18 protein-coding genes are annotated in these 26861 nt (G+C 69.7%); 8 read left to right on the top strand and 10 right to left on the bottom strand.

Annotated features, from left to right (window positions below; all coding sequences use genetic code 11):
* Window positions 1–543, top strand: a complete 543-nt coding sequence (locus OCJ37_RS20530) for a DinB family protein (protein WP_263111522.1) — start codon at window positions 1–3, stop codon at window positions 541–543.
* A gap of 203 nt (window positions 544–746) precedes the next feature.
* Here the strand turns inward: OCJ37_RS20530 and OCJ37_RS20535 are convergent, their stop codons facing one another.
* Window positions 747–1400: a YceH family protein gene (locus tag OCJ37_RS20535; protein WP_263111523.1), complete on the bottom strand. Its 654-nt coding sequence runs from the start codon at window positions 1398–1400 to the stop codon at window positions 747–749.
* Window positions 1401–1630: 230 nt separating this feature from the next.
* On the opposite strand from OCJ37_RS20535, the gene OCJ37_RS20540 reads away from it, so the two are divergent.
* The 3 genes from OCJ37_RS20540 (at window position 1631) to pyrF (ending at window position 4504) form a co-directional block, all read left to right on the top strand.
* Entirely contained in the window at window positions 1631–2719 is a 1089-nt protein-coding gene (locus OCJ37_RS20540) for an alginate lyase family protein (protein WP_263111524.1), read from the top strand.
* Between the two features lie 157 nt (window positions 2720–2876).
* Window positions 2877–3773, top strand: coding sequence for a 5'-nucleotidase, lipoprotein e(P4) family (locus OCJ37_RS20545; RefSeq protein WP_263111525.1), 897 nt, complete (start codon window positions 2877–2879; stop codon window positions 3771–3773).
* Window positions 3770–4504: an orotidine-5'-phosphate decarboxylase gene (gene pyrF, locus OCJ37_RS20550; RefSeq protein WP_263111526.1), complete on the top strand. Its 735-nt coding sequence runs from the start codon at window positions 3770–3772 to the stop codon at window positions 4502–4504. The genes OCJ37_RS20545 and pyrF overlap by 4 nt, the downstream gene beginning before the upstream one ends.
* 196 nt (window positions 4505–4700) lie before the next feature.
* Here pyrF and OCJ37_RS20555 read toward each other — a convergent pair whose 3' ends face one another.
* From OCJ37_RS20555 to OCJ37_RS20570, 4 genes are all read right to left on the bottom strand, one after another.
* Entirely contained in the window at window positions 4701–6218 is a 1518-nt protein-coding gene (locus tag OCJ37_RS20555) for a tryptophan halogenase family protein (protein ID WP_263111527.1), read from the bottom strand.
* A 119-nt stretch (window positions 6219–6337) separates the two neighbouring features.
* Window positions 6338–9364 carry a TonB-dependent receptor domain-containing protein gene (locus OCJ37_RS20560; RefSeq protein WP_263111528.1) on the bottom strand — a complete coding sequence of 1009 codons (3027 nt, stop codon included), beginning with the start codon at window positions 9362–9364 and terminating at the stop codon, window positions 6338–6340.
* A gap of 91 nt (window positions 9365–9455) precedes the next feature.
* Window positions 9456–10442: a LacI family DNA-binding transcriptional regulator gene (locus tag OCJ37_RS20565; protein WP_263113752.1), complete on the bottom strand. Its 987-nt coding sequence runs from the start codon at window positions 10440–10442 to the stop codon at window positions 9456–9458.
* A 62-nt stretch (window positions 10443–10504) separates the two neighbouring features.
* Window positions 10505–13573, bottom strand: coding sequence for a galactose-binding domain-containing protein (locus OCJ37_RS20570; protein ID WP_263111529.1), 3069 nt, complete (start codon window positions 13571–13573; stop codon window positions 10505–10507).
* Between the two features lie 416 nt (window positions 13574–13989).
* Here OCJ37_RS20570 and OCJ37_RS20575 point away from each other — a divergent pair, with 416 nt between their 5' ends.
* A complete protein-coding gene (locus OCJ37_RS20575; RefSeq protein ID WP_263111530.1) occupies window positions 13990–14904 on the top strand; it encodes a hypothetical protein in 915 nt (304 codons plus the stop codon).
* Window positions 14904–17576 (top strand): glycerol-3-phosphate 1-O-acyltransferase PlsB, encoded by a 2673-nt coding sequence (plsB, locus tag OCJ37_RS20580; RefSeq protein WP_263111531.1) that lies wholly within the window; start codon window positions 14904–14906, stop codon window positions 17574–17576. Before OCJ37_RS20575 ends, plsB begins: the two co-directional genes overlap by 1 nt.
* Before the next feature lie 181 nt (window positions 17577–17757).
* Here plsB and OCJ37_RS20585 read toward each other — a convergent pair whose 3' ends face one another.
* Both OCJ37_RS20585 and OCJ37_RS20590 read right to left on the bottom strand, forming a co-directional pair.
* Window positions 17758–18336, bottom strand: a complete 579-nt coding sequence (locus OCJ37_RS20585) for a DUF488 domain-containing protein (RefSeq protein WP_263111532.1) — start codon at window positions 18334–18336, stop codon at window positions 17758–17760.
* Entirely contained in the window at window positions 18333–18536 is a 204-nt protein-coding gene (locus tag OCJ37_RS20590) for a YdcH family protein (RefSeq protein ID WP_038231978.1), read from the bottom strand. The genes OCJ37_RS20585 and OCJ37_RS20590 overlap by 4 nt, the downstream gene beginning before the upstream one ends.
* Before the next feature lie 169 nt (window positions 18537–18705).
* Between OCJ37_RS20590 and OCJ37_RS20595 the strand changes: the two genes are divergently transcribed.
* Window positions 18706–19284 carry a hypothetical protein gene (locus tag OCJ37_RS20595; RefSeq protein ID WP_263111533.1) on the top strand — a complete coding sequence of 193 codons (579 nt, stop codon included), beginning with the start codon at window positions 18706–18708 and terminating at the stop codon, window positions 19282–19284.
* A 54-nt stretch (window positions 19285–19338) separates the two neighbouring features.
* On the opposite strand, the gene OCJ37_RS20600 is transcribed toward OCJ37_RS20595, so the two are convergent.
* The 3 genes from OCJ37_RS20600 to OCJ37_RS20610 form a co-directional block, all read right to left on the bottom strand.
* Window positions 19339–20355 carry a glycoside hydrolase family 43 protein gene (locus OCJ37_RS20600; RefSeq protein WP_263111534.1) on the bottom strand — a complete coding sequence of 339 codons (1017 nt, stop codon included), beginning with the start codon at window positions 20353–20355 and terminating at the stop codon, window positions 19339–19341.
* 34 nt (window positions 20356–20389) lie between these two features.
* A complete protein-coding gene (locus tag OCJ37_RS20605) occupies window positions 20390–21880 on the bottom strand; it encodes an MFS transporter (RefSeq protein ID WP_263111535.1) in 1491 nt (496 codons plus the stop codon).
* A gap of 178 nt (window positions 21881–22058) precedes the next feature.
* Window positions 22059–25022, bottom strand: a complete 2964-nt coding sequence (locus OCJ37_RS20610; protein WP_263111536.1) for a TonB-dependent receptor — start codon at window positions 25020–25022, stop codon at window positions 22059–22061.
* A gap of 493 nt (window positions 25023–25515) precedes the next feature.
* Between OCJ37_RS20610 and OCJ37_RS20615 the strand changes: the two genes are divergently transcribed.
* Window positions 25516–26817 (top strand): MFS transporter, encoded by a 1302-nt coding sequence (locus OCJ37_RS20615; protein ID WP_263113753.1) that lies wholly within the window; start codon window positions 25516–25518, stop codon window positions 26815–26817.
* Window positions 26818–26861: the final 44 nt, after the last annotated feature.

The raw sequence follows: 26861 nt of genomic DNA on the forward strand, positions 1-26861 counted from the left end.
GTGGATGCCCTGGAATCGCTGCAACTGCTCGCGCGCTACAACCAGTGGATGAACGAGCGCCTGTACGCCGCGGCGGCGACGCTGCCCGAGCACGCCGTCGCGCAACCGCGCGGAGCCTTTTTCGGCTCGCTGCTGGGCACGCTCAATCACCTGGTGGTGGCCGACACGGTGTGGCTGCAGCGTTTCGCCATGCACCCGGCAAGATATCCGGCATTGGTCGCGATCGCCGCCGCCCCGGCGCCCGCCGCGTTGGACGCGCCGCAAGCCTCGACCCTGGCCGCACTGCAAGCGCGGCGACAGACGCTCGACGCGACCATCGCCAGCTGGATGACCCAGGTCAGCGCCGCGGACCTGGACGCCATACTGCACTACCGCAATACCCGCGGCGGCGCCCATCGACGCCGCTTCGGCGACCTGCTGCTGCATTTCTTCAATCACCAGACCCACCATCGCGGCCAGGCCACCACCTTGCTCAGCCAGGCCGGCGTGGATGTGGGTGCGACCGATCTGCTGGTGCTGATTCCGCAGATGGAGATCGAATAAGGATCGATACAGCCGGCGGCGCGAGAGTCGCACGCGCTGGTGCTGTGGAGACAACAAGTCCGCGCGCCCGGCGTCGGCGAGCGGTTGGCAGACACCACTCGTCGCATTTCCTTCGGCGAGTCGGTGAGCGCGCCATGATGCCGACTACACGCTAGCGACGTGCATCAGCCCACTAGCGTGGCGGGCTCCTGCGCAACAAGGCGCTACGCCTCCCTGCTCTGCGCCTGCAACCCGGCGACGATCTCGCGCAGCTCCGCCACCTCGGCCTCCAAGGCCTGCACCCGCGCTTCCAGTTCGTCGCTGCCGGACGCCGCAGGACGCGCCTTGAACGAGGCCGCCAACGCCTCCGCATCGATCGGCCCGCCAAGCAGGTGCATGTAACGATCCTCGCGCTGGCCGCTGGCGCGCGGCAACTGCACCGCCAACTGCCGCTGCGCCAGCCGCTCCAACTGGTGCCGCACGTCCTCGGCATCGGCGAACCGCGCCATGCGCTCGGCCCGCGACAGCAGCTCGTTCACCGTCTGCGGACCGCGCAGCAACAACAGCCCGATCAGGATCACCTGCTGCTGGGTCAGATCCAGCGCCGCCGCCAGGCGGTGCTCATAGCGCACCGCACGCGAGGAGAACTGCTGCCGCGCCAGCCCACGCCCTTCCAACTGACGCAGCGCATGCTGCACATCGCCCGGACTCAGCGACATCACCGGCTCGCGCGACGTCTTCTGGTTGGCCGCCACCACCGTCGCATTGACCGTGAGCGGATACGCATCCGGCGTGGTGGCCTCCTTTTCGATCAGGCAGCCCAGCGCGCGGGCTTCGATGGCGGAGAGAACGGGAGGCGGCGGCGCATCGGTCGTCATCGTGGGATTCCAACGGCAGGGGTGGCTAGGATAGCCCGGCATGCGGCGTCCGCTTGGATTTCCAACCGTGCGGGGGCGCTTGCAACGCCCTTCATGCCGTCAGTTGCAGCGCACCGCCTGGCAGTGCGGCCACGCCGCCGCCCACGCCGTGCCTGGAGCCATGCCAGGTTCATCGCGCGCGGCCTAGATTCGTCCACGTCGCGCGTCGCCGCGGTCGTATGGAGTGCCCCATGTCGTTCGCCGGATTGCGAGCAAGCCTCGTCATCGCCGTTCTTGCCTTGTCCACCTCCGCGCCAGCCACCGCACTGCAGCGCCTCTGGCCGACCGAGCAGCAATGGCACCAACTCGGCACCGGCAGCGACGCGGCTGCCGCGCAACTGCGCCTGGCCAACGCGGCATTGCACGATACCGCGCACCCCATCGCGGTGCTGAGCAGCGCCGGCCGGCTGAAAGGCGACCCGGTCAAGGCAAGCACCGAAGCGAGCCTGGGCGACATGCGCAAGATTCAGGCGCTGGCCGTGGCCTATGCGCTGACCGGCGAGGAACGTTATGCGACCAAGGCCGGCGACTATCTCGGCCGATGGGCCGCCGTGAACCAGCCCACCGGTCAACCCATCGACGAGACCGGCCTGGAACCGGCGACCTTTGCCTACCGCATCGTCAGGAAGGCATTGTCCCCCGGCACCCGTCATGACGTGGACGACTGGATGCGACGCATCGCGCGCGCCGAAATCGCGTCGCGCGATACCAGGCGCAAGACCGCCACCAACAACTGGCACAGCCATCGCCTGAAGAGCGTCGGCCTGATCGGCATCGCGCTGGACGACGACGCCTTGATCGCCTACGCCCGGGATGGATTCAAGCAACAGATCGGCGACAACCTGCGACCGGACGGCCAGAGCATCGACTTCATCGAGCGCGATGCGCTGTCCTACCATGTCTATGACCTGCGCCCGTTGGTCACGCTCGCCCTGGCCTTCTCCGAGCGCGGCGAAGACCTGTATCACTGGCAGGCGCGCAATGGCGCATCGCTCGCGCGCAGCGTGCAATGGCTGCTGCCCTATGTCCGCGGCGACAAGACCCATGCCGAATTCGTCGGCAGCGACGTCGCCTTCGACAAGGCCCGCTCACGCAATGGCGAAGCGGGCCATGTGATCGGCAGCGCCTACGCCCCGGGCGACGCTTTGCCGTTGCTGGCGTTGACGGCCGCCTACGATCCCGACAGCGCCCGTCTGGCGATACAGCTCGCCGGCGGTGCGGCGGACCTGCGCCTGGCCTTGAGCCTGCTGCCGGCGCAGCCGCTGTTGAGTGCCAAGTAGAAAAGCCGGCCGATTACGCTGCCATCGAAGAACCTGACTTCGCCAGCGCTGGCCGATGGCCATAGCGCGTTTCTGAGCGTGGCGGCTGCCCACGCGCCGCGGCAGCCGCCGCAACCCGCTAAAATCCGCCGATTCCCCGCCTAGGTTCCCGCGCCCGATGACCCCGATCGCCCGCACCGCACTGGCCTGCGCCGTGCTCGCCCTGTCCGCCTGCAAGCCGCAGGCGCCAGCCGCCGACGGCAAGGCGCCGCCCGCCGCGAGCAGCGCCGCCGCGCCGGTCGCCGGCGACGACAACCTCAACGCGGTGCTGTGGATGCAGCGCTCGGCCGAGTACCAGGCCGTTGCCGAGCAGACCTATCGCGCCGCCGCCGACCGCCTGGATGCGGCGCTGAAGGAGCCGAACTGGGACGCGCTGGTGCCGGAGGAACGCGGCAACGCCGCGGCCGGGCTGAAGCCGGCGGTGGTGATGGACGTGGACGAGACGGTGCTGGACAACTCGCCGTACCAGGCGCGGCTGATCCGCAACGGCAAGGAATACGACGAATTGAGCTGGGACCAGTGGGTGGCCGAGAAGAAGGCCAGGCCGATCCCGGGCGTGGTCGATTTCGCCAAGGCGGCCACCGCCAAGGGCATCACCGTGCTGTACGTCTCCAACCGCGCCGTGCACCTGACCGACGCGACCCTGGCCAACCTGCGCAGCGCCGGCCTGCCGGTGGCCGACAACAGCGTGCTGCTGGGCCTGGGCACGGTGGTCAAGGACTGCGAGCAGAACGGCTCGGAGAAGAACTGCCGGCGCAGGCTGGTCGGCCAGCAGTACCGGGTGCTGATGCAGTTCGGCGACCAGCTCGGCGATTTCGTGCAGGTCGTGGCCAACACCCCGGACGGCCGCGCGCAGCTGCTGCAGCAATACCACGACTGGTTCGGCGAGCGCTGGTGGATGCTGCCCAATCCCAGCTACGGCTCCTGGGAACCGGCGCTGTTCAACAACGACTTCGCGCAGCCGCGCGCCGCGCGCCACCAGGCCAAGCGCGACGCGCTGGAGCTGGCGCAGTGAGCCGCGCGCCGCTGCCGCTGGAGGCGCGCGAACGGCTGATCTTCGCGCTGGACGTGCCCGGCCGCGACGAGGCGCTGGAGTGGATCGAGCGGCTGGACGATGCGGTGGCGTTCTACAAGATCGGCATGGAGCTGCTGGCCTCGGGCGAATACTTCGACGTGCTGGAGACGCTGGCCGCGCGCGGCAAGCGCGTGTTCGTGGACCTGAAGTTCTTCGACATCCCGGCCACCGTCGGCGGGGTGATCCGGCGCCTGTCGCAGTGGCCGGTGGACTACTGCACGATCCACGGCTGGCACCCGGCGATGATGCAGGCCGCGGCCGACGCCAACAGCGGCGAGATGCGCCTGCTGGCGGTGACCGTGCTGACCTCGATGGGCCGCGCCGACCTGGCCTCGATGGGCATCGACCGCGAGCCGCAGGAGGTCGTGGTGGAGCGCGCACTGGCCGCGCAGGCGGCCGGCATCGACGGAGTCATCGCGTCGGGCCAGGAAGCGGCGCCGATCCGCCGCGCCACCGGCGCCGGCTTCTCGATCGTGTGCCCGGGCATCCGCCCCGGCGGCCCGGTCGGCGACGACCAGCAGCGCACCGTCGGCGTGGCCCAGGCCTTCGCCGCCGGCGCCGACGCGATCGTGGTCGGCCGCCCGATCCGCCAGGCGGCGGACCCGCGCGCCGCGGCCGAGGCGATCCAGCGCGAAATCGCCGCCACGCTGGCAGGCGCGGCAGCCCGCTGAATATCGAGTATAAATATCAATGACTTAGCAGATAGAACTTAAGCCATTGCATTAACTTCGCACTGCCGGTAGCATGTGCAGCGTCCGGCTTTGCCGGAGATGCGCCACAAACCGTTCTCCGGCTTCGGTCGGATTTTGCAGAGGCCCGCGCCTTGGTGCGCGAGGCCTCTTTTTTTTATGCCCGGCGCCGGCCGGCTCAGCGCGGCGCGGCGGCGCAGTAGCGGTCGATGAAGGCCTGGTGCGGCGGCATCGCGTCCACGCAATGGCCGATGGTCTGCTCGATGCCGGCGACGAAGCGTTCGATGTCCGCGGCCGGCACCTGGTCCACCAGCGGGTGGTAGGCGCGCGGCAGGATGCCCTGCCCGACCATCACCTGCACCCAGCTGATCTCGGCGAACATCTCCTCGCCGTTGCGGTAGAAGCGGCCGCTGTCGCGGAACAGGTCCAGCGTCGCCTGCAGTTCGGGCGTGATCGCGATGTTGCGGCACTGCCGCCAGAAGTCGCTGTCGTCGCGCTCGGTGGCGGTGTAGTGCAGCACCAGGAAATCGCGGATGCGGTCGAACTCGAAGGCGATGCGGTCGTTGTAGCGCTGCACCAGCGCCGGGCTGATGCCCTCGCGCGGGAACAGCTCCAGCAGCTTGGAGATGCCGGACTGGATCAGGTGGATGCTGGTGGACTCCAGCGGTTCCATGAAGCCGCTGGCCAGGCCCAGCGCGACCACGTTGCGGTTCCACACCTGCTTGCGGCGGCCGGTGAGGAAGCGCAGCGGGCGGGGGTCGGCCAGCGCCGGCCCGTCCAGGTTGGCCAGCAGCGTGGCCGCGGCCTCGTCGTCGCTGAGGTGCGCGCTGGAGTACACGTAGCCGTTGCCGGTGCGGTGCTGCAGCGGGATGCGCCACTGCCAGCCGGCCGCACGCGCGGTGGCGCGGGTGTACGGCGTGGGCGGGCCGATCTTGGCGCAGGGCACCGCCAGCGCGCGGTCGCACGGCAGCCAGTGGCTGAAATCGTGGTAGCCGGTGTGCAGCGCCTGCTCGATCAGCAGGCCGCGGAAGCCGGAGCAGTCGATGAACAGGTCGCCGGCGATCGTTTCGCCCGAGGCCAGGCGCACCGAGAGCACGTCGCCCGACTCCGGATGCAGCTGCACCTGCTCGACGATGCCCTCGCGCCGGGTCACCCCGCGCTGCTCGGAGTAGCGGCGCAGGAACGCCGCGTACAGCGAGGCGTCGAAGTGGTAGGCGTAGGCGATGTTGCCCAGCGGCGAATTGGGCGGCGCGTCGCTGGCCGAGGTCATGAACTTGCCGCGCTTGGCGGCGACGGTGTTGAGCGTGTAGGCGCCCAGCGGCTTGGCCTTGCCGAGCAGCGCCTGCTTGAACCAGTACTGCTGGAACGGCAGCAACCCGAGCGGATGTCCGATCTCGGTGCCGAAGCCATGGACGTAGGACGTGCCCGGCCGCTGCCAGTCGACGAACTCGATGCCGAGCTTGAAGCTGCCCTGGGTCTGGCGCACGAACTCGGCCTCGTCGATGCCGAGCAGGTTGTTGAAGGCCTTGATGTGCGGCACGGTGGCTTCGCCGACGCCGACGATGCCGATCTGTTCCGACTCGATCAGGGTGATGCGGTAGTCCGGACCCAGCACGCGCGCCAGCGCGGCGGCGGCCATCCAGCCGGCGGTGCCGCCGCCGACGATGACCAGGTTGCGGAGAGGGGCGGCGATCATGCGTGCGCGGTCCTAGGCAAAGGAAAGAGGCGACCGAGACGCGAACGGGGCCAAGCGGCCCCGTCCGGAAAAACCCCACGCGCGCCGGTCGGGCACGCGCGTGGGCGGTGTTGCGTGGATCAGAACTTGGCGCCGATCTCGAAGGTCACGGTGCGCGGCACGTACAGGATCTCGCCGGTGTCGTTGATGGTGATGTTCGGGTCGAAACGTCCGTTGGTGCCGAAGCCGTTGTATGCATACGACGAGTAGTTCTTGAAGTTGAAGGCGTTGAGCAGGTTGACGCGCGCCGACAGCTTGAAGTCGTTGTACACGGTGAAGTCCTTGCTGGCCTGGAAGTCGACCGTGCGGTAGCCCCAGATCTTGCCGCCGACCAGGAACTTGCCGCTGCCCGGCGGGGTGACGCCGACCTGCTGGCAGGTGCCGCCATCCGGATCGACCCTGCCGTAGCAGGCGATGGTGTTGATCGGCTCGGGCGTGGCCAGCACCACCTTGGCGCCGAAGGTGACGCCCCACGGACCGTCGATCGAGCCGGAGGCGACGAAGCGGTGCGCCGAGACCGCATCGGACTTCACGAACGGATAGTCGCCGATCGTGGGCTTGTCGAACGCGAACGGCTCGTCGATGTTGCGGTTCTGGCGCGCGCTGGTGTGGGTGTAGGACAGGGTCAGGCCCCAGCCCGATTCCTTGGTGTAGGGCTTCTCCGCCGACAGCAGGACCTGGCTGCTGCGCTGCTCCAGGCCGTTGTTGCCGATGATGGTGTTCTGGTAGCCCGGCACCGGCTCGCCCCACGGCACGCTGCCGTTCTGGAAGTAGGAACCGTCCGGATAGCGGTTGATCAGCGACATCACGAAGCCGTCGTAGCTGAGCACGCGCTGGAAGGTCACGTCGGTCAGCCAGTCGCCGACCTGGTTGCTGATGCCGATGCTGTACTGGTCGCTATACGGGGTCTTGATGTTGTTGTTGAAGATGAACAGCTCGGCGCTGCCGCTGACGCCGGGGATGGTGTTCAGCTGGTCCACGCCATTGAGGAACCGCGGATCCCACGCAGCGCAGGTGCGATCGCTGCGGAAGCACTGCCCGGTGGCCGGGTTCTGGAAGTACACCGCGACCGGCGACAGCGCGGCCTTGCTGGTTTCCAGCGCGAGCTGCTCGAACAGGTTGCGGTCGTAGGAACGGCCGGCGCCGCCGTGCAGTACCGCGGTCTCGTCGCCGAAGAAATCGTAGGAGAAGCCCAGGCGCGGCGCCCACGCATCCTTGAAGTTCTTGCGGTTCTTGCCGGTGCTGATGTAGTCGGCCGCGTTGATGCCGCTGGGCAGCAGGCGGTCGGCCCACGGGTGGCCGGGGTTTTCCGGATCGTCGCCATACAGCGCGTCGACGAAGGGCTGCGAGGTGACGAAGTCGGTGTAGGCCGGGGTGTCTTCGTAGTCGTAGCGCACGCCGACGTTGATCAGCAGCTTGTCGGTGACGGCCCAGTCGTCCTGGATGTAGATGCCGTACTGCTTGGACGGCGACTCCACCGTCGCCCGCTGCCCGGGCGTGGTGTAGGGCGCGACGAAATCCACGCGGTACGGCGTGGCGGCGACGCCGTTGGCATCGACGGCGTAGCTGAACTGCGGGTTCACCGCCGCCGCGTCCTGCGAGGTCAGCTTCACGTCCTTGTAGTTCACGCCCATCTTGATGGTGTGTTCGCCGTGCCACTCGAAGCTGGTGAAGGTCAGGTCGTTCTGCAGGAACCAGCCCTTCTGGCTCTTGCGCTGCACGGTGAGGCCGCCGGCCGAGCCGGTGGCCAGGAACGTGTACTCGTCGACATCGGTGGAGCCGGCGCGCGGTGCCAGGTACTTGTAGAGGATGCCGTTGCCGAGGGTCTTGGCGGTCGGGTTGTTCTCCGAATCCTCGGTGCCCACGATCAGCTCGTTGTACCAGCTGTCGGCGCTGTGCTGCCAGCGCAGGTTCGTCCGCTTGTCCTTGTTGATCTTGTTGGTGGCCTGCTCCGGCGTGTTGAGGCCGCCGACGTTGGCGATCTGGGTCTCGTCGCGGTACAGGGTGCTCAGCTCGATGCGGTCGCGGTCGGTCGGCTCGAAGTCGACCTTGGCGAACACCAGGTCCTCTTCGAACGGCATGTTCGCCGCGCCGAACTGGCTGGACAGGTTGGCCGGCAGCACGCCGACGAAGGGCTGCGCATTGGCCTCGGCCTGCACGCTCTTGGGCGCCACGTTCTCCTTGCCCTCGTAGGCGACGAAGAAGTGCATGCGGTCCTGCAGGATCGGGCCGCCCAGGGCGAAACCGTATTCCTTGGTCTGCGAATCGATCTTGCCGTTCTCTTCGTCCGGGCGCTTGTCGCGCAGGTCCTGGTCGGTGTAGCGGAAGAACGCCTCGCCGTGGAACTCGTTGGTGCCGGACTTGGTCGCCGCGGTGATCGCCGCGCCGCTGACCTGGCCGTACTCGGCCTTGTAGTTGGAGGTGATGACCTTGTACTCGCCGATCGCCAGCTGCGGGAACGGATTGCCCTGGGTGTCGGCCTGGCCGGCGATGCCGCCGCTGCGCACGTAGCTCTTCTGGCCGACGCCGTCGATGTACAGGTTGCCGGCGCTGGCGTTGGCCGCGCCGCCGCGCAGCTTGGTGTTGCCGTTGCCGTCGATGGTGAACACCATGCCCGGCACGGTGTCGGCGAACTCCAGGAAGTTGCGCGTGGCCTGCGGCAGCTGCTGGATCTGGCGCAGCGAGACGACGTTGCCGACCTCGGAGGTCTTGACGTCCTTCATCGACGGCGGCGCGGTGACGTTGATCGTGCCCAGCGTGGTGGCATCGCCACCCGGCGCTGCGGCGTTGCCGGCGGCCAGGTCGACCGTGGAGGAGGAGGCGACCTGCAGGGTCACGGTGCGGCTGACGCCGTTGGACTCGACCGTGTAGGTGCCCGGCGGCAGGCCGATCACGGTGTAGTTGCCGTTGGCGCCGACCGGCGTGCGGCGCACCGAACCGGTGGCGGTGTTGGTGACGACCACTTCGGCGCCGGCCTGGGCCTGGCCGCGCAGGATCGCGTTGCTGGACTGCGCCATCGCCGGCATCGACGCGAACAGGCAGGTCGCCAGCGCGCAGCACAGCAGGCTGCGTGCGGGCAGGTTGGAAGCGGAACGCTTGCTCTTCATGACAGTACCCCTCCCAGGGCAGTAAACGGGATCATTCGTTTTGTTTCTTCTAGTTGGATGCAGACGGTGATGTGAAGCGCGTCGGGCGGTGTCAGTCCATGGCGGTTCCTCGCTGGACACTGGACGCACGGACGATCAATTGCGGGGCGATGTCGGTGGACGGCGGCGCGGACGCGGTCTGCGGTTCCAGCGCGGCGATCAGCAGCTGCATCGCGCGCGCGCCGAAGCCGGCGATGTCCACCCGCATCGTGGTCAGCGCCGGGTGCACGTAGCGCGCCATCGGCACGTCGTCGAAGCCGGCCAGGGCGATGTCGTCGGGCACGCGCAGGCCGGCGTGGGTGAAGGCGAACAGGCAGCCGAGCGCCATCATGTCGTTGGCCGCGAACACCACGTCCGGGCGCTCGCCCTGCAGCAGCGCCTGGCCGGCGCGGTAGCCGGAGGCTTCGTCGAAGTTGCCCGGCAGCACCTGCGGCGGCGTCTGCGGGCTGCGCGCATGCAATTCGTCGCGGTAGCCGCGCAGGCGTTCGCGCGCGTCGAAGTTGTCCTCCGGCCCGGCGATGAAGGCGATGCGGCGGTGGCCGCTGTCGAGCAGGTGGCCGGTCATCGTGCGCGCGCCGCCGTAGTTGTCGACGTTGAGCACCTGCGTGTCGGCGATGCGCTCGGCGCAGTTCATCAGCACCGCCGGCAAGGCGCCGGGAAGCATGTCGATGGCGCCGTCGGCGCCGCTGCCCAGGTAGGGCGACATGATCAGCAGCCCGTCCACGCGCCCGGGCATGCGCCGCACCGCCAGCCGCTGTTCCTCCGGCTCGCCGTGGTAGCTGGACACCAGCAGGTGCAGGCCGCGCTCGCGCGCGACCGTGTCGATGCCGCGGATCAGTTCGGAGAAGAACTCGCCGTGCAGGTCGGGCAAGACCACGCCGATGGTGTGGGTGCGGCGGCTGCTGAGGCTGCGCGCGGCATGGTGCGGCACGTAGTGCAGGGTGCGCGCCGCTTCCAGCACCCGCGCGCGCACCGGCTCGGCCACGTGCTGGTGGCCGTTCATGGTGCGCGACACCGTCGCCACCGAGACGTTGGCCATGCGCGCCACGTCCTTGATGGTGATGCTGGCGCGCTGTTCCGGCGTTGGCGCGATGCGCGGATTCACCAGCGCGCCTCCAGGGTCCGGAACGGCTTGCGCAGCACCACGCCGCCGGCGTCGTAGTTGTCGACGCGGCGGCCGTCCACGCGCACCTGCGTCGGCCGCGTGCGCGAGGGCCACACCACGCGCACCGCGGTGCCGGCGCGCAGCCCGCTGCCGAGTTCGATGCGCAGCACTTCGTCGCGCTGCCGCGCGCGCATGCTCAGCTGGCCATGGGCGGTGGGCAGGCGCTGCACCGACAGGCCGTCGCCGGCCAGCCAGGACGGCGGCGCGCCCGGCAGCAGCACCAAGGCGTCGTCGCCTTCGTGCATCAGCATGCCGAACAGGGTGCGCGCGTACTCGGCGCCGATCCAGGTATGCGGCATGTCGCCGAGGTAGCGCGGGAAGCGCAGCCGCGACTGCACCACCTCGGCCAGCACCTGCCATTCGAACGGGCGGCGGTCGCGCAGCATGTCCTGCAGCAGTTCGTCGGCGACCTGCGGCTGGTCCAGATGCACGTAGGTCAGCACGTTGCGCATCTCGTACGGCGAGTACGCCCACAGCGCGTTGGGCTGCTTGCGCTTGCGCACGTCGTCCAGGTAGCGGGCGAAGGTGGTGCGCAGGGCCTGCTCGGGCAGCAGGTCCTGCTGGCCGGTGGGGTCGAGCGCGATCGACACGCTGCTCGGGTCGCCGTCGCCCAGGTCGGCGGCGGCGGGGATGAAGTCGGCGCCCTTCCAGGCCATCGTGGCGCGGATCGAGGCGGCCAGCGAGGTGCGCAGCGCGGCGTACTGCTCGCGCGCCCAGGCCGCGGTCTGCGCATCGCCCAGCGACTCGGCCAGCCAGGCGCCGTCGTGCCAGCCCTTCAGCGCCCAGTAGTCGTCCCAGTAGCTGTGGGTGGGGCTGGAATAGCCTTCGTGGCTGATCGACGGCGCCAGGATGCCGCGGAAACGCTCCGGCGCCGGCTGCTCGGCCATGTAGCCGGGCACCAGGGTGCGCTCGCGCAGCTGCTGCATGAACTGCATCGCCAGCTTCACCTTCGGCAGGTAGGCGCGCACGCTCTCCGGGCCGCCGTCCAGGCGCGCCACGTCGGCGACCAGGGTGATGTACTCGCCCTGGCTGTCGTACTCCAGGTCCGAGCCGAAGCCGTCGTTGACGCTGCCGTCGTCGTTGAGGATCGGCGACACCAGCCCGTTCGGGTGCACCGCGTGGTCGCTGTACCACTGCAGGTAGTCGCGGGCGACCTTGGCCTGGCCCATGCGCAGCAGCACCGCCGAGGTCGCCATGCCGTCGCGGATGAAGGAGCGGTTGTAGTTGCGCGGGCCGGGCTGCATCGCCGGGCCGGTCTGGTTGATCAGCATGTACGCGGCCTGCGCGCGCAGCATGTCGACCAGGCTGGCGTCGGGCAGGCTCAGACCGACGTTGCCGAGCCGCCGCTGCCAATCGGCGGAGACGCGCTCGGCCAGCGCATCGAAGCTGCGGCCGGGATCGCGGCGGTCGGCACCGAGCAGCGCGGCGCGGTCCAGGGCCGGCGCCGGCGGCAGGCGGCCCTGCTTGTCGGCGTTGGCGGTGCCGAGCGGGAACGCCAGCACCACGTCCTGCTGCGCGCCCGGCGCCAGGGTCACCGCGTAGTTCAGCATCGCCGCGGCCAGGCCGTCGGCGTCGTGCGCCTGGCGTTGCGCCGGCAGCGTGCCGGCGGCGACGTGGCGGGTGATCTCGGTTTCCCCGTGCGCGCCGAACGCCTCGGCGCCGGCGCCGCTGGGCGGGCTCAGCGATTCCAGCAGCAGGCGCCCGTTGACGCGCACCGCGGCGTCCTCCACGGCCACGTCGTGGATCGGCGACAGGCCGCCGTTCTGCCACGGCGGGTTCATCTGCATCGGCCGCACCAGCAGCGACAGCGTGCCGCTGACCGGCGTGTTGCCGGTGTTGCGCAGGCGGTGGCGCAGCAGCGTCACCGGTTGCCCGTTGTGTTCGATCGCGAAGGTCTCGCTGCGCAGCTCCAGCCCCGGCTGCGGCGACCAGCGCACCGACGGCATCGGCTTCCAGCCGTCGCGCAGCGCATGGGTCAGCGCGTGGCCATCGGCACCGGCGGCGGCGCCGGACGCGTCGCGCCACAGCGGCTGCACCAGCGGCGCGCCCTTCCACGCCTCCAGGTTGCCGTACTCGTCGAAGATCGATTTCTGCCGGCCGGCGTGGATGCCGACCGCGGTCCAGTAGGTCTGCTGCATGTGCAGCGAGGCCGGGAACAGCGCGCGCGCGTCGCCGCGCTGCGCGGCGACCTGGTAGCGCTTCATCGGCGTCATCACCGCCTTGGGCCCGAGCAGGCGCAGGCGACGCAGCGCCGGCGCGGCGCCGCCGGGCGCGGCGTCCACGCGCAGGCGCAGCGCGCGCGCCTGGACCGGCGCGGTGCCGGCCAGGTAGGCGCTGTCGCTCTGCCCGGCCTGCGGGTCCTCGGCCAGCGTGCTCCAGCGGCCCGCGGCATCTTGCGCCTGCAGCCGCGCCGCGCCGTGCGCGCCGGCGAACTCGACGATCAGCCCGGTGCTGGCGAACGCGCGCGGGAACGCGATGTCCAGCTGCCGCGCCTGCGCGCCCTTGCCGGGCATCGCCACCGCCGCACCGCCCTGCCACAGCGCCGCCGCGTCGGCCGCCGACAGGCCCTGCAGGCGCGCGCTGGCCGCATCGCCCAGCGGTTCCATCTCGTAGATCGACACGCCCCAGTCGGCGGTGCGTTCGGGACTGGCCAGACGCAGATAGCGCGCGCGGCGCGGCGCGAAGAACAGCGTCTCGCTGCCGCCCATCGAGTCGGCCATGGTGTAGACCGTGTCCCAGCGCTGGCCGTCGTTGGAGGCCTGCAGCAGGAAGCCTTCCGGATTGGCGGTGTCCCATTGCAGGTGCACGCCGCCGACCCGCGCCACGCGGCCCAGGTCGACCTGGAACCAATGCCCGGGGCTGAAGGCGCCGCCGGTGCGGGTGGTGGCATCGCCGTCGATCAGGTACTCGATCGCCTGCGCCTTGACCTGGCTGGAGGAACTGGAGGCGCGCCACGTGTCGCGCGGCGGCAAACGGCCGTCCTGCGCCTGCACTGGCAGGGCCATGGCGAACCCGCACAGGAGGCCGGCCAACGCCAAGCCACGGCGGCCAATGCCACCGTGACCCAGCGCTCGGAAGATGTCTGAACTGTATCGCACTGGGACCCCCGTCCAGCACCACCTCAAGCTGAGGTGGGCGGACGGTAACAGCAACTGCAAGCGGTTACATGATGCGCCGCAACATTGCGCAATGTGGCGGCACGCTGTGCGATACGCCGACATCGCACCGACAGGGTTGTCCCGGCGGTGCCGATCGAGCCAGAAATTGTCCCGGCGCGACATCGGCGCCGGCCGCCGCAATCGCCACGCCGCGCCGCCGCGGGCGCGCGGCTTGCCGGAATCGCGCGCGCCCAGCAAGATGCGGAACGTTTTGGGGAAACGAGCCAGCACCGATGCCGCCACGACCGATCCGGCTCACGCCCATGCATGTCGTTCCTGCGCTGCTGCTGGCCATGCTGGCGCTGGCCGGTTGCAAGCGCAGCCCCGCCGAACTGCCCGGCGCCAGCGCCGAACCGGCCACGGCCGTGCGCGAACTGGCGCGCGCGCTGCAACGCAACGACCTGGCCGGCTATGCCCGCGCCGCGGTCCCACCCGAGCACTACCAGCGCCTGCAACAGGCCTGGCGCGAGGACCGCAGCCGCTGGCCGCTGACCGAGCTGCCGCTGGCCGAACGCCTGCCCTCGGCGCTCGACACCCTGGCCGCGCCGGACGCCGAGCGCCAGCTGCAGCGGGCGTTCGATGCGCAGTTCGGCGGCCAGGCGGCGAGCCTGCGCCAGGCCGCGCACTCGCTGGGCCTGTTCGGCGTGCAGTACCTGCGCAACCAGGGCGACTACACGCCGGAGCAGCGCGGCCACTACGTGCAGCTGGTGCAGGCGCTGAGCGGCTGGGCCGAGCACGCGCCGCTGTCCGAGCGCAAGCGCGCGCAGGCGGCGATCGCCCGGCTCAGCGGCGCCGCGCGCCGCACCGGCCTGCGCAGCGATGCCGACCTGCACGGCCTGGGCATGGAGCAGAGTCTGGTCCGGCTCGGCCCGTTCCTGGCCGACCTGAAGACGGTGCTGGCCAGCTACGGCCTGGACCTGGACGCCAGCGCGCGCGAACTGCGCACCGGGCTGGTCAGCCAGCAGGGCGACCAGGCGGTGGTGCGCATCCAGTACCCGCTGGGCAGCGCGCAGATCGACACCACCGCGGTGCTGGTGCGCCGCCAGGGCCACTGGTACCTGCGCGATACCCTGCACGACGTGGACACCCTGCTGGCCGCCGCCGCGGTACCGATCGCGGCCCCTGCCGAGGCCCCGGCGGCGCCTGCCGCCGACCCCGCGCTGCCGGCTAAGCGATAATGACGCCGATGCCAGAACAAAATCCCCTCCCCTTCCCCGACGACGCCGCGGGCACGCGCGCCCCGGATCCGGCGCATGCGCCCATCCCCCCGGCCAGCGGCGACGCCGCCGCCAGCGGGCCGCAGGCGCCCGCCGCGGCGGCGCTGCCGGTGCCGGCGGCCGCCACGCGCAGCGCCAAGCGGCCGCTGTGGGCGCGCCTGCTCGGGCGCCTGGCCGATCCGTGGCTGGGGCTGAACATCGAACCGGCCGAACCCGGCCAGTACGACGACGGCCGCCCGGTGGTCTACGTGTTGGAGGACTACGGCCTGTCCAACGCGCTGATCCTGGACAAGGCCTGCCGCGAGGCCGGCCTGCCGTCGCCGCTGGTACCGCTGCCCGGCGACCCGCTGGGGCGCAAGCGCGCCTACCTAGCGCTGTCGCGGCGCAGCAGCAACAACGCGCTGATCCCCGAGCAGCGCGGCGCCAAGACCCATTCCGATTCGCTGGCCAAGCTGCTGCAGGCGCATCGCGAGCGCCCGGACCTGGACATCCACCTGGTGCCGGTGTCGATCTTCGTCGGCCGCGCCCCGGACAAGCAGAGCGGCTGGTTCGCGGTGCTGTTCTCGGAGAACTGGGCGCTGGTCGGTAGCTTCCGGCGCCTGCTCGGCGTGCTGCTCAACGGCCGCAGCACCATCGTGCGCTTCGCCCCGCCGGTGTCGATGCGGCAGACGGTGGACGAAGGACTGCCGCCCGAACGCACCGTGCGCAAGCTGCAGCGCGTGCTGCGCACCCATTTCCGCCGCATCCGCGAGGCGGTGATCGGCCCGGACCTGTCCACCCGGCGCCTGCTGGTGGACCAGGTGCTGGCGTCCGAGCCGGTGCGCGAGGCGATCGCCGCGCAGGCCAAGCGCGACAACAGCAAGCCGATGGACGCCTGGCGCAAGGCCCACGCCTACGCCTGGGAGATCGCCGCGGACTACTCCAGCCCGGTGGTGCGCTCGGCCAGCTTCCTGCTCACCCACGTGTGGAACCGCATCTACGCCGGCGTGCTGGTGCACCACCTGGACAAGCTGAAGGAGGCCGCGCCCGGACACGAAGTGATCTACGTGCCCAGCCACCGCAGCCACATGGACTACCTGCTGCTGAGCTACCTGCTGTACGAACGCGGCATCGTGCCGCCGCACATCGTGGCCGGCATCAACCTCAACCTGCCGGTGGTCGGCACCTTGCTGCGCAAGGGCGGCGCGTTCTTCATCCGCCGCTCGATCAAGGGCAACGCGCTGTATTCGGCGGTGCTCAGCGAATACGTGGCGCAGCTGGTGGCCGGCGGCTACTCGATCGAGTACTTCGTGGAGGGCGGGCGCTCGCGCACCGGCCGGCTGCTGCAGCCCAAGGGCGGCATGATCGCGATGACCCTGCGCGCGTTCCTGCGCCAGCCGCGCAAGCCGGTGCTGTTCCAGCCGATCTACGTCGGCTACGAGAAGCTGATGGAAGGCAACAGCTACCTCGACGAACTCAGCGGCCGGCCGAAGGAGAAGGAATCGATCTGGGGCCTGCTGTGGAGCATCCCCAAGGTGCTCAAACAGAACTACGGCCAGGTGGTGGTGAACTTCGGCGAGCCGATCGCGCTGAGCCAGGTGCTGGCGCAGCGCGCGCCGGAGTGGGACGGCCAGCCGCTGGGCGAGGACGAGAAGCCGGGCTGGTTGAACGGCACCGTCGATGCGCTGGCGCAGCAGATCCAGGTGCACGTCAACGCCGCCGCCGACGTCAATCCGGTCAACCTGCTGGCGCTGGCGCTGCTGTCCACGCCCAAGCACGCGATGGGCGAGGCCGACCTGATCGCGCAGATCGAACTGTGCAAGAAGCTGCTGGCCGAACTGCCGTACTCCAACCGGGTCACCGTCACCCCGCATTCGCCCGAGCGCATCATCGCCCACGCCGAGGAGATCAACGTGCTGACCCGCACGCCGCATCCGCTCGGCGACGTGCTCAGCGTCAACGGCGACAACGCGGTGCTGCTGAGCTACTTCCGCAACAACGTGCTGCACCTGTTCACCGCGTCCTCCTGGGTGGCGTGCTGCTTCCAGAACAACCGCCGCATGAGCCGCGCCGGGCTGCTGCGGCTGGGCCGCACGGTGTACCCGTTCCTGCAGGCCGAGCTGTTCCTGCCGTGGAGCGAGGACCAGTTCGCCGAGCGCATCGAGCGCACCATCGAGGTGTTCGTGCGCGAGGGGCTGCTGCTGCAGGTCAACGACGACGACGGCGGCCTGCTGGCGCGCAACACCGGGCAGACCGACGAGGTGTTCCGCCTGCGCGCCATCGGGCATTCGCTGCAGCAGGCGTTCGAGCGCTACTACATCGCCATTTCGGTGCTGGTCAAGAACGGCCCCGGCAAGCTCGGCGCCGGCGAACTGGAGAGCCTGTGCCAGCAGGCGGCGCAGCGCCTGAGCCTGCTGTACGCCCCGGCCGCGCCGGAGTTCTTCGACAAGACCCTGTTCCGCGGCTTCATCCAGAAGCTGCGCGAACTGAAGCTGGTGTGGCCGGACGAGAACAGCAAGCTGGTGTTCGACGAGCGGCTGGACGCGTGGGCCAAGGACGCCAAGTTCATCCTCGGCCGCGAACTGCGCCACACCATCGAGCGGGTCAGCCCGGAAGCGGCCAAGCCGGAAGAGCCGGCGGTGCCGCAGGATTGAAGTGGCTGCGGTGGCAGTGGCTCTGTCGGGCCCGTGCGGGATGCGGCTGGCGTGCTCGCTTCGCTCTCGGCACGTGACTGTAGGAGCGACTTCAGTCGCGACGGGCTCTACCGGTAAGGCCTGTCGCGACTGAAGTCGCTCCTACACAGGTGGCATCGTCGGCGTCGCCGGACCCGCTGGCTCAGCCGCCGAACAGATCGCCGGTGACCGAGCCGGCCGGCGGGGCGTCCGGCGGATAGACCAGTTGCCCCTGCGCATCGGCGCGCGCGGCGGGATTGAGGGTGGCCGGTTCGCGGCGCTTGGCGTCGATCAGGTGGATCACCGGGTGGCCGTGGTGCAGCAGGTGGTCGCAGATGATCTGGCGATGGCACTGGCGCCAGTAGGCCTCGGCGCACATCACCGCGCATGCGCCGCGGCTGCCGAGCGCGCGCAGCTGTGCGAACGCCTCGCCGAACTCGGCGCCCAGCGCGTAGTCGGCGTAGTTGTGGAAGCTGACACTGCGCCAATGGCCGTTGCGCTGTGGGTCCACGCCGGGCTGCTTGCCGCGGCGTCCGCCCAACGCACGGAAATGCTGGTAGCCGATGCCTTCGGCGGCCAGCGTGCGCGCCAGCGCGCTGCCGTCGAACTGCGGGAAGCGCCGCGAATACGGAAACGCGCGCACGTCGGCCAACTGCGTGACCTGCGCGCCGCGCAGGATCTCCAGGAACTCGTCCAGCGGCCGCGTGGAATGGCCGATGCTGAAGAACGTCGCCGCGCTCACGCCGGTTCGTCGGGAATCAGCAGGTTTTCCAGGCGCATGATGCAGTCCTTGAGCTGCAGCTTGCGCTTCTTCAGCCGCTTGGCCTGCAGTTCGTCGTCGAGGTTGGCCGGGGTCCGCTGGATCTGTTCGTCGAGCGCACGGTGCTCGCGACGCAGGGCGTCGATGCGCAGGGAGATCTCGGCGGGCGTCATGTCTTCCACGAGGCCCGAGCATACACAGGCGACGGGGCTGCCGTCACCGTGCCGCCGCCGCGGCGCTTTGTCGGCGGTGCGGTTGCCGGCACAATGCACGCGGCGCCGCGGCGGAGGCGGCGCCATTCCCATCGTCCGCATCACCGGCGGCAGGATCGCCGCCCGGAAAGGAGTCTCCATGCGTTTGCGCCCTTCCCTGTTGGTTCTCGCCCTCGCCGCGGGCACGGCCGCTCCCGGCCTGGCCGCCGCGGCCGACGCCAAGTACGACGGCTTCCTGTGCTGCAACATGCGCAGCGACGGCAGCTGGATCAGCGACAGCAACTATGCCGAGAACGGCAAGAAGGTGATTCCCGCCGGCACCCCGGTCAAGGTCACCGGCTACGGCCGCTACCGGGTCAACGTGCTGATCGACGGCCAGAAGCAGTCGATCGGCAACGACTACAGCCGCGACCTGGACAACGAGGCCTTCGCCCGGCGCTACGTGGTCGCGCAGGATCCCAGGCTCAAGCTGGCGGCGTATCCGGCGAAGATCCGCGAGGCGATCGGCAGCAGCCGCGTCACCAAGGGCATGACCCGCGAACAGACGCTGATGGCACTGGGCTACCCGATCAGCAGCGAGAACCCGAACCTGGACAGCGCCCTGTGGCGCTACTGGCGGACCAGCTTCGGCGAGTTCCAGGTGTCCTTCGACGGCGCCGGCAAGATCGACAAGGTCACCGCCGATCCGCAGACCCAGAACCTGGTGTGGATGCCGTAAGCCGGCCGCGCCGGCGCGCACGCGCGTATCGCGCGCGGACGCCTCCGCGCGCGATCACTCGCCGTAAGGGTGGACCAGCGCGATGCGCCCCTGCGCGTCGTGCTGCAGTTCGGTGAGCTTGATCGAGCGCAGGTGGGTGACGCCGCCGGACAGCACCGCGTCGTGGTAGAACAGGTACCAAGTGCCCTGGAACTGGCAGATCGAATGATGCGTGGTCCAGCCGACCACCGGGCTCAGCAGCGGGCCCTGGTAGGTGAACGGGCCGTAGGGCGAATCGCCGATCGCATAGCACAGCAGGTGGGTGTTGCCGGTCGAATACGACAGGTAGTAGCGCCCGGCGTACTTGTGCAGCCACGGCGCCTCGAAGAAGCGGCGCGCATGGTCGCCGGCCAGCAGCGGCTGGCCGTGTTCGTCGACGATGCGCACTTCCCGCGGCGGCTCGGCGAATTCGGTCATGTCGGCGCGCAGCCGCGCCACGCGCGGGCCCAGCGCCGGCTCGGCGTCGGCCGGTTCCTCGTGCGCCTGCGCGTAGACGTTGTCGCGGTACTTCTGCAGCTGCCCGCCCCAGATCCCACCGAAATACAGGTAATGCTCGCCGTCGTCGTCGGCGAACACCGCCGGATCGATCGAGTAGCTGCCGTCGATGGCCTGCGGCTCGGCGGTGAACGGGCCCTCCGGGCGCGTGCCGATGGCCACGCCGATCTGGAAGATGCCGTCGGCGCGCTTGGCCGGGAAATACAGGTAGTAGCGCCCGTCCTTGCACGCCGCGTCCGGCGCCCACATCTGCCGCTCGGCCCACGGCACATCCTTCACGTGCAGCGCCACGCCGCAGTCCACCGCCGGGCCATCGGCGCTGTCCATGCGGAACACGTGATAGTCCTCCATGTCGAAATGACCGCCGTCGTCGTTGAACGGCACGCCGGCGTCGATGTCGTGCGAGGGATAGATGTAGATCGCGCCGTCGAAGACGTGCGCCGACGGATCGGCGGTGTAGATGTGGGTCACCAGCGGTGGCGAGATGGCGCGGCTGGCCAGGGTCTGCAGGTCGTCGGCGGGGGTGGCGGGGGACATGGCGCGGTGGTGCTCCGGGGGGATCGTGTCGGGTTCAGCCGATGGCGCCGGAGGGCGCGCGCAGGCGGCGCGCCTCCAGCTCGCGCTCGATGCGCGCTTCCATGGGCTTGTTGATTTCGTAGAGGAACAGCGCGGCCACGCACATCAGGAACGGAATGGCGCTGTACACGCTCACCGCCAGGCGGATGCCGTGGGTGACGGCGGTGCTCTGCTGCGGCAACGCCGCGTCGTAGCCGTAGATCGCCAGGATCGCCGCGACCAGCGCGCCGCCGACGCTCAGGCCGATCTTCAGCCCGCACATCATGGCGGAGAAGATGATCGCGGTGGCGCGGCGGTGGTTCTTCCATTCCGAGTAGTCGGCGACGTCGGCGATCATCGCCCACAGCAGCGGGATGGTGATGCCGTAGAAGAAGCCGTGCAGGATGTAGGAGCCGAACACCAGCGCGATGGCGTCGGGCGGATACAGGTAGAACGCCAGCAGGAACAGCGTGGACACCAGCAGCGCGGCGCCGAACACGTCGCGCTTGCCGAAGCGGTCGGCCAGGGGCTTGGAACAGCCGATGCCCACGATCATGAAGAGGATGCCGCCGGCGCTGAACGCACTGAATGCGGAGGTGGGCGCGTCCTGCGGCCATTGCAGCGCGGCCAGGCCGGCACGGGTGGTGGTGGCGTTGGCGCCGGCGATCAGCGCGTTGAAGCCGCTGCCGTCGAGGAACCGCGACAGCGCGCCGGCGTCCAGGTAGTACTTGAAGTAGTAGACGTACATGCCGCCCTTCATCGCCAGGTTGACGAACACCAGGATGGTCAGGGCCAGCATCACCAGCCACGGCCTGTTGCGGACCAGGTCGGTCAGGTCCTCGCGCACGCTGGAGGCGCGTTCGGACAGCGGCAGCACCCGCTCGCGGGTGGTGAAGAAGGTGATCAGGAAGCACAGCGTGCCGGTCGCCGCGAACAGCGCCATCGCGTTGTGGAAGCCGCGCGCCTTGTCGCCGTCGCCGAGGATCAGCACCAGCGGCAGCAGCAGCACCTGGATGATGAACTGCGCGATCATCACCGCCACGAAGCGGTACGAGGACAGGCTGTTGCGCTGGGCCATGCTGCCGGTGAGCACGCCGCTCAGCGCCGAGTACGGCAGGTTGTTGGCCACGTAGACCAGCATCAGCAGCGAATAGCTCGCCAGCGCGAAGACGGTCTTGCCGCGCTCGCCGAGCTCCGGCGTGGTGAACGCCAGCAGCGAGGCGGCGCCGAACGGGATCGCGGTCCACAGGATCCACGGCCGGAACTTGCCCCAGCGGCTGCGGGTGCGGTCGGCGAGGATGCCCACCAGCGGCGTGAACACGAACGCGCCGAGCAGGCCGACGACGAAGATGATGCTCGCCGCCGACGAGGCCGGGATCTTGTAGACGTCGGTGTAGAAGAACGCCAGAAAGGTGATCAGGGTCTGGAAGATGATGTTCGCGGCCAGATCGCCGAGGCTGTAGCCGATCTTTTCCGTGATCGAGAGGCGGTGCGCGCTGTTGGTCATGGCCTGGGGGAACCGGTGGTGGGGGCGTTGCTCCCCTCTTCCGGCGGAAGAGGGTCCGCGCTCGAGGGTACGGCGAACGCACCGCCCTGCGGCGGGCGCGGCGGCCGTGCTGGTCGCCGCGCGCCCGCCCGTGGCGGCGCGGCTGGGTCCGGAGTGGAGGCCATCGGCTGCGCCAGGATCAGAACGAGCCGCGAATGCCGAGCATGATGGTGCGTCCGGGCTTGTACAGGTCGTAGGTGGCGTTGGGATACTGGAAGGTGGTGCGCAACGGCTCGTCGGTGAGGTTGGTGACGTTGAGGGTGATCTGCGGCGCCGAACGCATCCACGCCAGCGTGTAGCTGGCCGACAGGTCCAGCTGCCCGCGCGCATCGGCCATCAGCCGCGCGTCGGGGATGCCGTTCTGGTTGGCGCCGGAGATGATCATGTCGTCGTTCCAGGCATACGACAGGCGCACCGAGGCGTTGTTCTTCTCCCAGTACACGGTGCCGTTCCACAGGTTCGGCGCCACGCCCACCGCCACCGCCTGGATGCCATCGCCCTCGGACTCCTGCTTGACGTGGGTGTAGTTGAGGCTGAAGCCCAGGCCGTCGAGCACGCGGTCCAGCGGCTGCACCCAGATCGCTTCCAGGCCGCGGATGTTGAGCGTGCCGTCGGCGTTGACCTGGGTCTGCACGTCCACGGTGGCCGCGTTGGGGCCGCCGCGCTGGTCGATCGCAGCCTGCTGGGTCGCGGTCAGGTCGCTGTAGGCCACGCCCAGGTCCAGGAACGGAATGCGGCGCACGCCGTTGACGGTGAAGCCGTCGATGCGCTTGTCGAACACGGTCAGGCCGACGAAGCCTTCGCCGCCGGTGTACCACTCGCCGCCGATGTCCACGTTGGTCGACAGGTACGGCGCCAGGTTGGAATTGCCCTGGGTGGCGGTCTGCGCGGACGGATCGCTGAAGTTGGTGTTGGGCAGCATCGCGCTGGGATCGGGCCGGGTCAGCGTGCGCGAGCCGGACAGGCGCAGCACTACGTTGTCGGCCACGTCCCAGGCCACGTTGAACGAGGGCAGCAGTTCCTTGTAGTCCGAATCCAGCACCTGGTAGCGACGCACCCCGCCGACGGTGACCGGGCCGCTGATGGTCTGGTCGGTGGTGACGTAGCGCACGCCGGCGTTGAAGCGCAACGCGCGGTTCCACACGTCGGTCTCGGCGTTGGTCTCGACGTAGAAGCCCCAGTTCTTCTCCAGGATGCCGCCGGTGGAGGCGCCGGTGTTGGCGGCGTTGGTCTCCGGCGCGCTGTCGCTGAGGCCGTAATAGCCGCTGTCGCGCAGGAAACGGTCGAAGTCCACGGTGATGAAGCCGCCGGAACCGGGCTTGAGGTAGGAGGCCAGCGCCGATTGCGGGATCAGCGAACCGGCGCCGCCGGTGCAGGTGGGGCCGGCACCGCGGCACACCAGGGTCTCCCACGCGGCGCTGTTGTCGAAGCCGCGGATACGGCGCTCGGCCTGGTCGTAGGCGACGCCGACCTTGATGTTGCGCTTGTCCTCGCCGAACTGCAGGTCGGCGCGCGCGCCGCGGGTCTCCGTCTGGCGTTTCTCGTTGCTGATGTTGAGCCGGCCGCCGGTCCAGCCCCAGCCCAGGTTGGGATCGTTGAGGTCCAGCGGGCTGTCGATCGACGGCTGGTCGCCGCCGTGGTTGCTGTACTCCACGGTGGTGAACGGCGAGGTCACCAGGATGCTCGGCGACTGCCGGTACATCCAGCTGCGGGTGGCGTTGGCCTGCACGTTGAGCTTGATGTCCTGGTCCGCGCCGAACAGCAGTTCGGCACCCGGGTTGACGCTCCAGAACTTGACGTCCTCGTGGTACGGGCGCGCTTCCAGGAAGTACTGGGCGTTGGTGAAGGTGGCATCGGTGACGACGTTGTTGCCGTCCAGCTGCATGTCCAGCGGGATCATGTTCCCGTTGCGGCCGATCAGGTTCATGCTGGTCCGATCGGTGGTGCGCTTGGCCTTGGAGAACATCGTGTCCAGATAGAAATGCGCGGTGTCGCTGGGCCGCCATTCCAGCGACATCACCGAGGCGTCGCGGTCGCGGTCGCCCTGCATCTGCACGCGGCGGCCCAGGCGCGGGATCAGCGCGTCGCTGATCTGCGCGATGCTCAGGCCGGGGTTGTGCGCCAGCAGCCAGGCGGCGTCGATGCTCTGCCCGGGAACGAGCCCGGCGCCGGCGGTGACCGGCACGGTGTCGGGGATGCGCCAGTTGCCGCCGCCGTTGGCGTTGCACGCGGCCGGCTGGCTGGTCGAGGGCGTGCCGGCCGGCGGGGTCAGGCCGCATTGCGCGTAGGTCAGGCCCGGGTTGGTCCAGCCGATGGTCTCGAAGCCTTCCACGCCGATCTTGCTGCGCACCGAGGCCACGCCGAACAGCGCGCCGAAGGTGCCGGCCTCGTTGGTCCAGCTGCCCATCACCGCGCCGCGCGGCGTGGTCTTCTCGCTGGTGCTGTTCCGGTCGCCCTGCAGCTGGTAGGTCAGATGCGTGCCGGCACGATCGAACGGCCGCGCGCTGCGCATGTCGACCACGCCGGACACGCCGCCTTCGAGCATGCTCGCGGTCGGGGTCTTGCTCACCGTCAGCTGGGTGAAGAATTCGGTCGGGAACAGGTTGAGGTCGACTTCGCGGTTCTGGTTCTGCGCGTTGATCCCGATCGAGGCGGTGGCGATGCTGGCGCCGTTGAGCGTGGTCTTGGTGAAGCTGGTGCCCAGGCCGCGGATGGCGATGTTCAGGCCCTCGCCGTTGACGTCGCGCGCGAGCTGCACGCCGGGAATGCGGTTGAGCGACTCGGCGATGTTCATGTCCGGGAACTTGCCGATGTCCTCGGCGAACACGGTATCGCTGAAGGTCACCGAATCGCGCTTGGCGTCGGTGGAGAACTGGATGCTGCGGCGATAGCCGGAGACGGTCACCGTATCCAGTTGCTTCACCGCGTCGTCGCCTGCCTGCGCCGCGTCAGGCGCTGGCGCCGCCGCGGTTGCCGGGGCGGCCTGCGCGGCAGGTGCCGGCGCCGGCGGTGCAGTCTGCGCCCAGGCCGTGCCCGCGGCCATGCCGAGCAGGACGGTGGCCAGTGCGTGAGACAACGTGGTGCGCGCGTAACTGTTCTTCACCGTGATCCTCCCCAAAACAGGTGACCTGCGGCTCCGCGATGGCGATGCGGAGCGACCTGTCGATGCATTGCCCGAGCGACGGAAATGACGTGCAGCGACTTCGACGCCCGAACCTGGGGCCGTGGCCGCGGATGGTAGCGCTACCAAACCGGCTGTCACGCTGCACGGCAACATAAACCGGCACGGAGCGGCAGCGGCCGGCCAACGTGCGCCCGGGTACGGCGGACGGGGGCGAGCGGTGCCGTGCGAGGCAATCGCGTTTCATGCTGCTGTGCACGATGGATCGCACGCGGCGACATGCTACTGATAGCGCTACCAATCGCGGCGGCCGCCGCGTCCTGCGGGGATTCAAGCGCATGCACCGACCCGGGATCAGCGCAGTCTGCGGACTGCATCGCACTCTGCGGCACGCAGGCAGGCACATGGCCGCGCGCTGCCGCCATCCGCAGCGCGCGCTGCAGCCCACGGCCGCACTGTCGGCAGCGCGCGCATGATGCCGCTGCCCGGCGCCGACACGGCCGAAACGGCCACCGCCGGCGCGCGCCTGGGGCGCATGCGCTGGCGCATCTGCGCGCTGCTGCTGGCCGCCACCACGATCAACTACATCGACCGCCAGGTGCTCGGCGTGCTGGCGCCGTTCCTGCAGACGCAGATCGGCTGGAACGAAATCGAATACGGCTACATCGTCACCGCCTTCCAGGCCGCCTACGCGCTGGGCCTGCTGTGCAGCGGCGCGGTGATCGACCGCTTCGGCACGCGCGCCGGCTATGCGCTGGCGATCGGCATCTGGAGCCTGGCGGCGATGGGCCATGCGCTGGCGGCCAGCGTGGTGGGCTTCGCGATCGCGCGCTTCTTCCTCGGCCTTGGCGAGTCGGGTAACTTCCCGGCGGCGATCAAGACCGTGGCCGAATGGTTCCCGCGGCGCGAGCGCGCGCTGGCCACCGGCATCTTCAATTCCGGCTCCAACATCGGCGCCATCGTCGCGCCGCTGCTGGTGCCGCTGATCGCCAGCGCCTGGGGCTGGCAGTCGGCGTTCCTGTTCACCGGCGCGCTCAGCGCCACCTGGCTGGCGGTGTGGTGGCTGACCTACCGTGCGCCGGAGCAGCAGCCGCGGCTGAGCGCGGCGGAGCTGGCGCATATCCGCAGCGATCCGCCGGAACCGGCGCGGCGGCTGCGCTGGGCGCAGGTGCTGCGCCATCGCCAGGCCTGGGCGTTCGTGGTGGCGAAGTTCGTCACCGATCCGATCTGGTGGTTCTTCCTGTTCTGGCTGCCCAAGTTCCTGCACGCCGAGTACGGGCTGAGCCTGCTGCAGCTCGGCGCGCCGCTGATCGTGATCTTCGTGCTGGCCGATATCGGCAGCATCGCCGGCGGCTGGATCGCCGGGCGCTTCATCGCCCGCGGCTGGAGCGTCAACCGCGCGCGCAAGACCGCGATGCTGATCTGCGCGCTGGCGGTGGTGCCGATCGTGTTCGCCGCGCGCGCCGACAACCTGTGGCTGGCGGTGGGCCTGATCGGCCTGGCCACCGCCGCGCACCAGGGCTGGTCGGCGAACCTGTTCACCCTGCCCTCGGACATGTTCCCGCGCCACGCGGTGGCCACCGTGGTCGGCATCGGCGGCTTCGCCGGCGCGGTCGGCGGCATGCTGATCGCCACCTTCATCGGCTTCCTGCTCGAGGCCACCGGCAGCTACGTGCCGGTGTTCCTGATGGCCGGTTCGGCCTACCTGCTGGCGCTGGCGCTGGTGCAGTGGCTGGCGCCGCGGCTGCAGCCGGCGCGGCTGGGGGACGCGGCGTGATGCCGCAACAGCGAAGCCGATCGCCACGCCGTCGCGATGCCTCG

It is taken from the genome of Xanthomonas sp. AM6 (assembly GCF_025665335.1).
Lineage (GTDB): Bacteria > Pseudomonadota > Gammaproteobacteria > Xanthomonadales > Xanthomonadaceae > Xanthomonas_A.

Bases quoted from the DNA above. Each gene is read 5' to 3' on its own strand.
- OCJ37_RS20575 (WP_263111530.1), top strand. From the start codon at position 13,990: ATGCATGTCGTTCCTGCGCTGCTGCTGGCCATGCTGGCGCTGGCCGGT.
- OCJ37_RS20600 (WP_263111534.1), bottom strand. From the start codon at position 20,355: ATGTCCCCCGCCACCCCCGCCGACGACCTGCAGACCCTGGCCAGCCGC.
- OCJ37_RS20565 (WP_263113752.1), bottom strand. From the start codon at position 10,442: ATGGCCAACGTCTCGGTGGCGACGGTGTCGCGCACCATGAACGGCCAC.
- OCJ37_RS20615 (WP_263113753.1), top strand. From the start codon at position 25,516: ATGCCGCTGCCCGGCGCCGACACGGCCGAAACGGCCACCGCCGGCGCG.
- OCJ37_RS20605 (WP_263111535.1), bottom strand. From the start codon at position 21,880: ATGACCAACAGCGCGCACCGCCTCTCGATCACGGAAAAGATCGGCTAC.
- OCJ37_RS20595 (WP_263111533.1), top strand. From the start codon at position 18,706: ATGCGTTTGCGCCCTTCCCTGTTGGTTCTCGCCCTCGCCGCGGGCACG.
- OCJ37_RS20535 (WP_263111523.1), bottom strand. From the start codon at position 1,400: ATGACGACCGATGCGCCGCCGCCTCCCGTTCTCTCCGCCATCGAAGCC.
- OCJ37_RS20560 (WP_263111528.1), bottom strand. From the start codon at position 9,364: ATGAAGAGCAAGCGTTCCGCTTCCAACCTGCCCGCACGCAGCCTGCTG.
- OCJ37_RS20545 (WP_263111525.1), top strand. From the start codon at position 2,877: ATGACCCCGATCGCCCGCACCGCACTGGCCTGCGCCGTGCTCGCCCTG.
- OCJ37_RS20540 (WP_263111524.1), top strand. From the start codon at position 1,631: ATGTCGTTCGCCGGATTGCGAGCAAGCCTCGTCATCGCCGTTCTTGCC.
- OCJ37_RS20555 (WP_263111527.1), bottom strand. From the start codon at position 6,218: ATGATCGCCGCCCCTCTCCGCAACCTGGTCATCGTCGGCGGCGGCACC.
- OCJ37_RS20570 (WP_263111529.1), bottom strand. From the start codon at position 13,573: ATGGCCCTGCCAGTGCAGGCGCAGGACGGCCGTTTGCCGCCGCGCGAC.
- plsB (WP_263111531.1), top strand. From the start codon at position 14,904: ATGACGCCGATGCCAGAACAAAATCCCCTCCCCTTCCCCGACGACGCC.